General features: G+C 42.8%; 12 protein-coding genes and 1 pseudogene. 6 read left to right on the forward strand and 7 right to left on the reverse strand.

What is annotated here, in order from left to right; genetic code table 11:
* From ACLOR3_RS08715 to ACLOR3_RS08735, 5 genes and pseudogenes are all read right to left on the reverse strand, one after another.
* Positions 1-253, reverse strand: a pseudogene (locus ACLOR3_RS08715) (PTS transporter subunit EIIC); the annotation flags it as partial.
* Between the two features lie 11 nt (positions 254-264).
* Positions 265-573 carry a PTS sugar transporter subunit IIB gene (locus ACLOR3_RS08720; protein ID WP_013904534.1) on the reverse strand — a complete coding sequence of 103 codons (309 nt, stop codon included), beginning with the start codon at positions 571-573 and terminating at the stop codon, positions 265-267.
* Positions 574-586: 13 nt separating this feature from the next.
* Entirely contained in the window at positions 587-910 is a 324-nt protein-coding gene (locus ACLOR3_RS08725; protein WP_048691622.1) for a PTS lactose/cellobiose transporter subunit IIA, read from the reverse strand.
* Between the two features lie 166 nt (positions 911-1,076).
* Positions 1,077-2,048, reverse strand: coding sequence for a sugar-binding transcriptional regulator (locus ACLOR3_RS08730; RefSeq protein ID WP_411400772.1), 972 nt, complete (start codon positions 2,046-2,048; stop codon positions 1,077-1,079).
* A gap of 14 nt (positions 2,049-2,062) precedes the next feature.
* Entirely contained in the window at positions 2,063-2,806 is a 744-nt protein-coding gene (locus tag ACLOR3_RS08735; protein WP_048717589.1) for a DeoR/GlpR family DNA-binding transcription regulator, read from the reverse strand.
* 130 nt (positions 2,807-2,936) lie between these two features.
* Between ACLOR3_RS08735 and ACLOR3_RS08740 the strand changes: the two genes are divergently transcribed.
* Positions 2,937-3,713, forward strand: a complete 777-nt coding sequence (locus ACLOR3_RS08740) for a glycyl-radical enzyme activating protein (RefSeq protein ID WP_006595065.1) — start codon at positions 2,937-2,939, stop codon at positions 3,711-3,713.
* Between the two features lie 262 nt (positions 3,714-3,975).
* On the opposite strand, the gene ACLOR3_RS08745 is transcribed toward ACLOR3_RS08740, so the two are convergent.
* Positions 3,976-5,871: a M13 family metallopeptidase gene (locus tag ACLOR3_RS08745; protein WP_411400769.1), complete on the reverse strand. Its 1,896-nt coding sequence runs from the start codon at positions 5,869-5,871 to the stop codon at positions 3,976-3,978.
* A 148-nt stretch (positions 5,872-6,019) separates the two neighbouring features.
* Between ACLOR3_RS08745 and ACLOR3_RS08750 the strand changes: the two genes are divergently transcribed.
* The 4 genes from ACLOR3_RS08750 to tpx all read left to right on the forward strand — a co-directional run bounded on the left by ACLOR3_RS08750 (position 6,020) and on the right by tpx (position 9,107).
* Entirely contained in the window at positions 6,020-6,742 is a 723-nt protein-coding gene (locus ACLOR3_RS08750) for a metal ABC transporter ATP-binding protein (protein WP_120701319.1), read from the forward strand.
* On the forward strand, positions 6,739-7,581 hold the full coding sequence (locus ACLOR3_RS08755) for a metal ABC transporter permease (protein ID WP_120701320.1): 843 nt from the start codon (positions 6,739-6,741) through the stop codon (positions 7,579-7,581). Before ACLOR3_RS08750 ends, ACLOR3_RS08755 begins: the two co-directional genes overlap by 4 nt.
* 11 nt (positions 7,582-7,592) lie before the next feature.
* Positions 7,593-8,525: a metal ABC transporter substrate-binding protein gene (locus tag ACLOR3_RS08760; protein ID WP_120701321.1), complete on the forward strand. Its 933-nt coding sequence runs from the start codon at positions 7,593-7,595 to the stop codon at positions 8,523-8,525.
* A gap of 87 nt (positions 8,526-8,612) precedes the next feature.
* Positions 8,613-9,107, forward strand: coding sequence for a thiol peroxidase (gene tpx / locus ACLOR3_RS08765; RefSeq protein ID WP_040802778.1), 495 nt, complete (start codon positions 8,613-8,615; stop codon positions 9,105-9,107).
* A gap of 109 nt (positions 9,108-9,216) precedes the next feature.
* Here the strand turns inward: tpx and ACLOR3_RS08770 are convergent, their stop codons facing one another.
* Positions 9,217-10,242, reverse strand: a complete 1,026-nt coding sequence (locus tag ACLOR3_RS08770; protein ID WP_411400765.1) for a DUF3114 domain-containing protein — start codon at positions 10,240-10,242, stop codon at positions 9,217-9,219.
* A 140-nt stretch (positions 10,243-10,382) separates the two neighbouring features.
* Here ACLOR3_RS08770 and ACLOR3_RS08775 point away from each other — a divergent pair, with 140 nt between their 5' ends.
* A complete protein-coding gene (locus ACLOR3_RS08775; RefSeq protein WP_120701323.1) occupies positions 10,383-11,036 on the forward strand; it encodes a metal-dependent transcriptional regulator in 654 nt (217 codons plus the stop codon).
* Positions 11,037-11,127: the final 91 nt, after the last annotated feature.

An 11,127-nucleotide genomic window follows, 5' to 3' on the forward strand; every position in this document is an offset into this window, starting at 1 on the left:
AAGAAATTAGCCCCATGATAGCGAATGTTCCAGAATACACCTGCATAAAAGGTTCGATCCAATTATCCCCAAACACACTAGCAATGGCTTGATTAAGCCCTTCAAATGGTAATTGCCCAATAATCAGAAACAAACTACCAACTACTGTTAATGGAAGGATCGCTAACATCCCATCTTTAAGAGCAATAATACCTTTCATGTTTACAAAACGCATGATTGGAGCGATAATTTTCTGAGAATTAAAATTAGACATGGGAAGCCTCCTTACTTTTCTCCTAGCAATTCTAGGGCTAGGTTTAATACTTTCTTACCATCTAGCATTCCATAATCTGCCATAGGAATGACAGCAATAGGGATGTGGTTTGCCTCACAAATCGCTTTTGATTTATCCAAAGTATAAGCTACTTGAGGCCCTAACAAAGCGACATCTATTTCTGGGGCAAAATCTGCTAATTTCGCTTGAGAATAGGCATCGATCTCAGCATCAATCCCTAATTCCTTAGCCGCCACCTTCATATTATTTACCAACATTCCTGTTGAAAATCCTGCTGCACAAAACAATCCAATTTTCATCTTCTTTTCCTCCTTATTGTTTCGCTGAAAGTTCTTTACGTAAGTCAATCATTTCTTTAATCAAGTTAATCTCTGTGATTGAAGTCATTAAGTGATCTTGTGAGTGCACAAACAGAGCTGTAATATCTGTCTTTGTCCCACCTGCTTCCTGGGCTAAAAATTGTGTTTGCAGGTTATGCGCTTCTAGCAATGCTGCATCTGCTTTTGCAATTTCGCCTTCAGAAGATGTAAAATCGCCCTCCTTAGCATATGATAAAGCTTGGTAAATATGCTGTTTAGCATCACCCGCATTTAAAATCAATCCCATAATAATTTGGTCTGCAACAATTATTTCCATGTGCACTACACTCCTTTGTCAATCTACTGAAAGCGCTTTTTCTATTGTCAATATACCATTTATATTTTTGCCGGTCAATAAAAACCGCAACATTTGATTGTTGTTTTTGATTTTTGCACATTTGTGCTATTCAACTAAAAAAAATAAGGACTGCATCCTTGCTGTCCTATTTTTTAGTAAATTGCTGATCACCATCTAATTCTAAGACTTTTAAGATCGTTGCTTCATCTGTGACTAAATGATTGATATAGTTGGCTTTCAAAACCGATAAAATTGCTTTTGCTTTCTGATCACCGTAGGCCAAAGAGATGGTGTTTGGTACCTTTCTCAATTCCTCTAATGTGATTGATATTGTTCTTTCCTGTAATTCAGTATAAACTGGGATACCTTCTTGATCAAAGAAACGACAGCATACTTCTCCTACAGCATGTTCTGACTCCAATTTCTTAAAATCATTCGATGTCAGCATATCAAACCACTGAGGATTCTTGCTATCTGCATAGCCACCAATCCCTACAGCCACAACATCCAAACAACGCCAACTAGCTTTCAAGTCCTCAAAATACTTAGAAGATAAGATGCCTTCCGTCACCTCAGAATTTTCTTGAATGACACTCGCGTTTATAAAATGACATTCCCCATGAAATTTACTCGCCATACTGTAGATCAGCGTATTGACATGGTAGCGAGCATGAATATGACTGGGACCTCCAGCTAGGGGATAAAACTGAACACCATCCAAGCGCTTCGTTCCAACTTGTTCTACCATTAATCTGAGAGACTTGCCCCATGAAAATCCGACTGTCATTCCATCTTCAATCAAATTACGAAGCATGACCGCACTTGCTTGCGCCAGTCGCTTTTCAAGGCTTTCTCGAGGCTCATCAACTAGATTCGGTATAATCTCAATAGCTTTTAAGCCATATTTTTGTTTGATATAATTTTCTAAATGGAAGAGGCGAGTATCAAAGTTTTCGATTTCAATTTTTACTACGCCCTCTTTCTTGGCCTCTGCTAGCATTCTGCTGACAGTTGTACGGTAGATTCCAGTTTCTGCTGCGATTTGCGATTGACTTTTGTCTTCAACATAGTATAGATAGGCTAATTTAGCAAGTAACTTTTTCCGTTCATCTTTCAATTGGCTTCTCCTTCTTATACTAAGGTTAAAATCGTTTGCGAATCCTCAAGTTTTTCTTTCGCTTCTTGAGATATATTCTTATCTGTTATGACTCTCGAAACTTGTGAAAGTGCAAATCGTCTGACAGTTCCACATTTCCCAAATTTACTTGAATCTGTTAAGACAATCACTTCTTTAGAAACATCAGACATAGCTTGAACAACTTCACTTCTCATCATATCTTTCCCAGTAAAGCCAAGTTCGTCATCATATCCGTCTACCCCTACAAAAGCAAAGGGAACTCTAAACGAGCGGATTAATTCTTTCAAAAGCGGACCTACAGTCACTCTCGATTCTTTTTGAAATTCACCACCAAGTAGGATGATTTTACAAGAATCATATTCCTGAATATAATCTGCAATAAAGTAAGAATTTGTCACAATCTTGACATTCTTTTTTGTTTGGCAAATTTCTTCTGCTAGCAAGGCACATGTAGAGCCCGATTCAATCAAAACCGTGTCGTTATCCTTAATTAATTTAGCAGCTTCCCTGGCTATTCTTTTCTTGGTATCATATTGAAAGGACAATCGAACATTGATATCATCTCCACTATTTAAAACAGCATAGCCGTGTTCTCTATGCAATAATCCTTTGGATTCTAGCTTGTCCAAATCCTTTCGAATGGTCACTTTAGAGACTTGTAATTTCTCAGACAAGCTATTAACATCAATCTTTTCAAATTCCGATACTAATTTCAATATTTCATCTAAACGTTGCATTGTTTTTACCTCTTCTCTATTTTAGCAAATTTTCGAGTGAATTCAAAACAAAATAAACTTTCGTTCGTAATTGAATTAGTTTCTTAAATAATGTATAATGGACTTACTAGATTGATAGGAGAGCAAAAATATGGAACAAAATCGTGGCATAATCTTTAATATCCAACACTTTAGTATCCATGATGGCCCTGGAATCCGAACTACTGTATTTCTAAAAGGATGTCCCCTGCGTTGTCCATGGTGCTCCAATCCTGAATCCCAGCGTGCAAATCCTGAAAAAATGTTGGATGCTGTTACTAAAAAGGAAACCATCACAGGAGAAGAAAAAACAGTTACAGAAATCATAGATGATGTCTTAAAAGACGTTGACTTCTACGAAGAATCTGGTGGTGGCCTTACCCTGTCTGGTGGAGAAATCTTCGCTCAATTTGAATTTGCCAAAGCAATCTTAAAAGCTGCGAAAGAAGTTGGACTTCATACTGCAATCGAAACGACAGCTTTTGTTGAACATGAGAAATTTGTCGATCTCATTCAGTATGTTGATTTTATTTATACAGACCTTAAACATTACAATACACTTAAACATAAGAAGGTTGTCGGAGTCAACAATCATCTGATTATTAAAAATATTCATTATGCCTTTGCTCAAAACAAAACAATCGTTTTACGTATCCCAGTCATCCCTAATTTCAACGACTCTTTAAATGATGCTGAAGAATTTGCTTCTCTTTTTAATTCTCTCGATATCGATGAAGTACAACTTCTCCCATTTCACCAGTTTGGAGAAAACAAATACAAGCTTTTAGGACGTCGCTATGAAATGGAAGGAATAAAAGCCCTGCATCCAGAAGATTTATATGACTACCAGCAAGTTTTTTTAGATCATGACATTCACTGTTATTTCTAATCCACTCAAAAATCCCCAAAGATAGTTTCAGTAGATTGAAACTTGGCTTTGGGGATTTCTTATTCTTTCACGAGCATCGAGAAAATCAATCAATCGCCTAACTGAAGTCGAGACTACTTCCTTTGAAAAAATGATAAATCACTATCACAAAATTGAACTCGCCCTAAAAGCGTCGAGAAAAAGAGAGATTGCCTGGTGAGCATGGCCCACACCGTCAATCTCCTATTTTCTTATCGCTTATTTTCGGGCTTTGTATCTTGATTTACCAAATAATCACACGATCCTCTGGTGCGCGCCACATGCCGTCACCTTCTTTGACATCAAAGGTTTCAAAGAATTCGTCAAAGTTTGGTAATTGAACATTGGTACGGAGTTTTCCTGGTGCGTGGACATCGACACTTGCGAGGAGTTGCATGTACTCAGTCCGAGCTTTCATGCGCCAGATGCGAGCAAAGTTGGTGAAGAATTCTTCTGCTGAGAAATCTTCCTCTTTCTTAGCCGCTTCAAGGGCTGCAGCGATACCGCCGAGGTCTGCCACGTTTTCAGAAACGGTCAATTTCCCGTTGATCTTGGCACCGTAGGAGTCTTGGCCTTCGAACTGATCGATAACTTTTTGTGTGCGAGCGGTAAAGGCTTCGTAATCTTCTGGCTTCCACCAGTCTTTCAAGCTACCGTGCTCGTCAAAGGATGCTCCATTGGTGTCAAAGGCGTGGGAGATTTCATGGGCAATGACCGCACCGATTCCGCCGTAGTTGGCTGATGATGATTGGTGAAGGTCATAGAAAGGTGCTTGGAGAATCGCTGCTGGGAAGACGATTTGGTTTTGTTGCGGATCATAGTAAGCATTGACCATATTAGCTGGCATGTGCCATTCGCTCCGATCGACTGGTTGGTTCCACTTACTCCAGACATGCTCGATGGAAATTTGAGCCAATTTTTGAGCATTTTCCACCAAGGTCTTGCTCTCGTCGATGATCTTTTTGGCGTATGTTTCAGGTAACTTTTCAGGGTAACCGATATGTGGTGTGATGACATTGAGTTTGACAATGGCTTTTTCGCGAGTCTCAGGAGCGAGCCAGTCCGCTTTTTCTAAGCGATCCTTATAGACCTCAATCATGGTCGCTACTTTATGCTCTACGTCTGCTTTCGCTTCTGGTGAGAATTTTTCTCCTGCATACCAAAGGCCAAGTGCTTGGCTATAAGGTCCTTCTGCCAAAGCCAAAGCGGCTTTTTCTTTCGGACGTGCTTCTGGTGTCCCTGTAATCGTACGGCTATACTCTCCAGATAAGACACGGATTTCTTCAGTCAAGAAAGACGTCCAAGAAAGAGCTGCACCAAGTTTCAACTTGGCATGAAGGGTTTCCCAGTTAGCTGCTGAGTAGAATGTTGGTGCAAATTCCTTCCAGAAGCGCTCTTCTGGAACAATGATAGTATCTGGCGTTTGCCCGATCACTTCTGTAAAGAAGGTATCGAGTGGCAATTCTGGAACCAAGGCCTTGAAATCTGCCCACTCATATGGATGGTAGAGTTTGTTGTACTCTGATTTTTCTTCGTTTGACAAGACATATTTGGCCAATTCTGCATCGGCCGCAATCACCTTATCCAGGATATCTTTGATTTCTTCCTCTGAGAAATCAAATTTTGCCAAGAGCTTTTCAACCATTTGACGCCAAACAGCCAATAACTCTGGGCCTTTTTCATTGCCTTCTTCATAGTAGGTCGTATCAGGCAAGATCAAACCGAGTGCTTCTCCCCATAAGACATTCATTTGGGCATTCATAAAGTCTGGTGATACGCTAAATGGCAAGAGATTTGGTTTGCCAGCTAGTTCATAGGTGCCTAACTTGCTGGTATAGTCTTCAAAAGAAGACAAGGCCTTAATTTCATTGATCAAAGGCATAGCTGGAGCGACACCAGCTGCTTCCCGCGCATCAAAATCTGCCACCATTTTATGGTATTTGACAAAGTTTTGCAGAATGCTGTCTTCAGGCAGCTCTTCTCCCCGTTGCCATTTTCCGGTAATATCCAACATCAAGTTTTCGATGTCTTGGATCAAGTCCATAAAACCACCAGTTGACGGTTTATCATCAGGAATCACTGCTGTCTCAGCCCATTCCCCGTTGACGTAATCATAAAAATCATCTTGTAAACGTACCATGATCTTCTCGCTTTCATTCTTTTCTAATAACCTTATCAAAAATAGGTCTATTTTTCAATGATCACAAGAGATTTAACCTAAATTATTTTAAAAATTAACTTGACTTAATTTTTTTATTTATGTATATTAATGGTAAAGGAGCAAAATCATGATTCAAATTGAACATCTAAGTGTTGCCTACCAGCAAACACTGGCCTTGGAAGATCTTTCCCTCACCATCCAGGGGCCAACCATCCTAGGAATTCTTGGGCCCAACGGAGCTGGGAAATCAACCCTGATCAAGGCCATGCTAGGACTTCTCCCTCATTCGGGAAAGGTCCAGCTCGATCAAAAAGACCTCGGCCAAGTTCTTCAACGAGTGGCCTACGTCGAACAGAAATCCGCTATTGATTTCCACTTCCCCATCACGGTGCGGGAGTGTGTCTCACTGGGTCTCTATCCCCATCTTTCGATCTTCAAGAGAAAAAGCAAAGAGGATCTCCAAAAGGTGGAAAATGCCTTGAAACTTGTCAATCTTCTTGATCTAGCGGATCGCCAGATCGGCCAGCTTTCAGGAGGGCAATTCCAACGGGTCCTGATCGCCCGCTGCTTGGTCCAAGAAGCAGATGTCATCTTTTTGGATGAGCCCTTCGCAGGGATTGACTCTGTCAGCGAAGACATCATCATGCAGACCCTCCAGACCTTGAAAAAAGAAGGCAAGACCATTCTGATCGTCCATCACGACCTCAGCAAGGTCCCAGCTTACTTTGACCAGGTCCTCCTCCTTCACCGCAAGCTGATTGCTTTTGGGAAAACAGAGGAAACCTTTTCCAAGGAGAATCTGCATGCAGCCTACGGCCATGAACTTTTTATAGGAGGTGAAATCAGATGATTGCAGAATTTATCGATGGATTACAACAATTTCATTTCCTCCAAAACGCTCTCATTACAGCTATTGCCATCGGGATCGTCGCTGGTGCAGTCGGATGTTTCATCATTTTGCGAGGCATGTCTCTCATGGGAGATGCCATCTCACACGCGGTCCTTCCAGGTGTGGCCCTTTCCTTTATCCTGGGCATCAATTTCTTTATTGGCGCCATTACCTTCGGGCTTTTAGCTTCCATCCTCATCACCTATATCAAGAGCAACTCCATCATCAAGAGCGACACGGCGATTGGGATTACCTTTTCTTCTTTCCTCGCCTTAGGAGTCATTCTGATCGGAATCGCTAAAAGTTCCACCGACCTTTTCCACATCCTCTTTGGGAATATCTTGGCCGTGCAAGACCAGGATATGTGGATGACTATCGGTATTGGGGTGGCGGTCTTGCTGGTGATTTGCCTGCTCTTTCGACCCTTACTGCTCACATCTTTTGACCCCGTTCTGGCTCAGTCCATGGGCGTCCGGGTCAAGGTCTATCACTACCTTCTCATGGTGCTCTTGACCTTGGTTTCTGTCACTGCTATGCAGAGTGTCGGGACCATTCTCATCGTCGCCATGCTCATCACACCCGCTGCGACGGCCTATCTCTATGCCAACAGCCTCTGGTCCATGATGCTCCTTTCATCCGGATTAGGTGCTCTTGCCTCCATCCTGGGACTCTTTATTGGCTATAGCTTCAACATCGCCGTCGGGTCTTGTATCGTCCTCACTTCTGCCATCTTCTTTCTCATCAGCTTCTTTATCGCTCCTAAGCAGAGAAAGAATAAGCACGCTCTTTCACCTCATTAAAGGAGAAACACATGAAAAAAATCGCTTCTGTCCTCGCCCTCTTTGTAGCGCTCTTATTCGGCCTGTTGGCCTGCAGCAAAGGCACTTCTTCCAAGTCCTCATCCGATAAATTGAAGGTGGTTACCACCAACTCCATCCTTGCCGATATCACCAAAAATATCGCTGGGGATAAAATCGAGCTACACAGTATTGTACCTGTCGGTCAAGATCCCCACGAGTACGAACCGCTCCCAGAAGATGTCAAAAAAACTTCACAAGCAGACCTCATCTTCTACAACGGCATCAACCTCGAAACCGGCGGCAATGCTTGGTTTACCAAATTGGTCAAAAATGCCAATAAAGTAGAAAACAAGGACTATTTCGCTGCCAGCGATGGCGTAGAGGTCATCTACCTGGAAGGCCAAAACCAAGCTGGAAAAGAAGACCCTCACGCTTGGCTCAATCTCGAAAACGGGATTATCTACGCTAAAAACATTGCCAAACAATTAATCGCCAAAGATCCAAAAAATAAGGACTTCTACGAAAAAAATCTAGCAGCCTACACTGAAAAACTCAGTAAGCTAGACCAAGAAGCCAAGCAAGCATTCAATAACATCCCAGCAGACAAGAAGATGATCGTAACCAGCGAAGGTTGCTTCAAGTACTTCTCCAAAGCCTACGGCGTCCCATCTGCCTATATCTGGGAAATCAACACTGAAGAAGAAGGGACACCTGAACAAATCAAAACGCTGCTAGAGAAATTGCGTCAAACCAAAGTACCGTCCCTCTTTGTCGAATCCAGTGTCGATGAGCGTCCTATGAAAACTGTGTCTAAGGATAGCAATATCCCTATCTTTGCAAAGATCTTTACTGACTCGATTGCCAAAGAAGGCGAAGAAGGCGACAGCTACTACAGCATGATGAAATGGAATTTGGAGAAAATCGCAGAAGGTTTGAACAAATAAGGTTTCAAACTCATTAGATTCTCAAACAAATCAGTGGCTCTTCCCCCTTCATTGATGTACAATGAAAAGAAAAAAGGAGTCTTTGCTATGACAACATTTTTAGGAAACCCTGTTACCTTTACCGGATCTCAACTTCAAGTTGGCGATACTGCTCATGATTTTTCACTGACCACTCCTAACTTGGAGAAAAAATCTTTGGCTGATTTTGCTGGGAAGAAAAAAGTTCTTAGTGTGATCCCATCTATTGACACAGGTATCTGTTCTACTCAAACACGTCACTTCAACCAGGCCCTCTCTGACATGGAAGACACTGTCGTCTTGACGGTTTCCGTTGATCTTCCTTTCGCCCAAGGCAAATGGTGTGCTGCTGAAGGGATCGAAAATGCCATCATGCTCTCAGACTACTTCGACCATTCCTTCGGAAAAGCCTATGGCCTCTTGATCAATGAATGGCACTTACTCGCACGCGCTGTCTTGGTCCTAGATGCGGACAACAAGGTCACTTACGTCGAATACCTCGACAACATCAACAGTGAGCCCAATTACGACGCTGCAATCGAAGCCGTCAAAGCACTTGATTAAACGAAAAAGAGGTCTGCGACCTCTTTTTACTTTATCTATAAAATCTGTTCAGAAACTTTCCTTAAGTGAGTTTCTAAGAGTCCTTTTTCTTCAATCCAAAAGAGGACTACTATAAAATCCGATGGAGCCCATTCTTGAGTAAAAGTCGCCAGCGTAAGCGTGGGATGCCTCTGAGGAAACTCCGCACGCGCTTTGCTACTTGTTGCTTATAGCTCTTGCCTCCTTGTGCAAAGGTTCCCTTCCGACTCCAGTAGCCTTCAATACTGCGATCATTCCTCGGAGCTAGATAGCGAACACCTTGCTGATAGAGAACCTGCTTGCGAAATGGCGGATCCCAAAGTTTAACAGGATCAATATCCAAGTCCTTATGGGTCCGGCCCTTGGCTAAGCCATAGTTGAAACTGGCTCCATTGACAATGCCATTTTCAGAAATCTGATTCGGATCCACTTCATTGAGAAACTGGCCACCCTGATCCAGGATATACTCTGTATGGAAGTTGAGTAAGACCTTAAAATTCAACTGGGCCTGAGCACGAGATGGGAAGGCGAGCTGTCCGTCTTGATCCACATAGACCTTATTATGGAGACGAGCCGCTGCATAAGCATCGATTTTAATTCTTTTTGTCTCCTGCAAGTAAGCTTGTAGCGCCTCTTCATCCGTCTGTCCAGTTTTGGCATAATGCTCCCGAATCCACTGGGTCTGATAGGCAGAGAGCAGATAGCGGAACTGGTGGACCTGGCGTTTTAAGAGCTGGTCTCCCTCTTTGCTAGCCAATGGATCCTGGGCAAATGCTACTTGGACCACTCTTGAAAAAGAAGACCAAAAAGGTGAATGAGGGGGGCAATCTGGCCAGAACCGCTTCAGTAAGAAGGCGGTCTCCTCACAGGTCCCCGATAAATCCCGTGGCATGAGACAGAGGTGCATGACCCCTCTTAAGAGGGCCTGGGCACGGCTTTCCGTCAACCCTTGCAGTTCTCTCTGCCACATCTCTTGGAAAAGAGGGCTGGCAAAGACGAAGACAGAGCGGTAACAGTCTTGCCTTCTTGCTTCATCTTCGCAAGACTGCAGTCGTTCTTCTAAATAGCTGAGACCTCTGGTCGTCCAGCCCAGTTTTTCCAATTCCAATCGCTGCATTTGCACCCTCCTTTCCACATTGCTTTTGGTTTATGCTTCTATACTATCATCTTTCACCCTCCCAGACAATTCCTATCCACTGGCCAAGCCATTTTGCGCTTTTTTTGATATACTAAAAGGAGCGAAGAAAAGAGGACCCTATGACACCAAATAAAGAAGATTACCTCAAGTGCATCTATGAAATCGGCACGCAACATGAAAAAATTAGTAACAAAGAGATTGCGGCCCGGATGCAGGTTTCGCCTCCAGCCGTGACTGAGATGGTCAAACGCATGATCTCGGAGAATCTCCTCATCAAGGACAAGACCCACGGCTATCTGCTCACCGAGCTCGGCCTCCAAACGGTTTCTGATCTCTTTCGCAAGCACCGCTTGATCGAAGTGTTCTTGCTCAAAAAACTTGGCTATACGGCCGAAGAAGTCCATGAAGAAGCTGAAGTGCTCGAGCATACTGTCTCCGACCGCTTTATAGATAAACTTGACCAAATGTTAGACACTCCCAAGACCTGCCCCCACGGAGGAACCATTCCACCTAAAGGACAACTTCTCATTGAGGCTTACCAGGACCGTTTGAGTGATGTCAGCGAACTGGGAACCTATCGTTTGCAAAGAGTCCAGGATAGCTTTGAATTGCTGAATTTTTTAGACCAGATCCAACTGACCATTGGAGATGACATTCTCTTCAAAGGCTACGACGATTACACTGGCCTCTATCAGCTCCAGATCAAAGACCAAGACATCCAGATCAATCATCTGATTGCCCAACAACTTTACATAGAAAAAAATGCCCTTTGATTAAGAGCATGTCAGATTGAAGAAATAGTTTTCCTAGAAACTTTCCTTAGGTGAGTACGGACGTCAGCGAACTTCTACGAAGTTCCATGAC

Source organism: Streptococcus intestinihominis (assembly GCF_046824975.1).
Lineage (GTDB): Bacteria > Bacillota > Bacilli > Lactobacillales > Streptococcaceae > Streptococcus.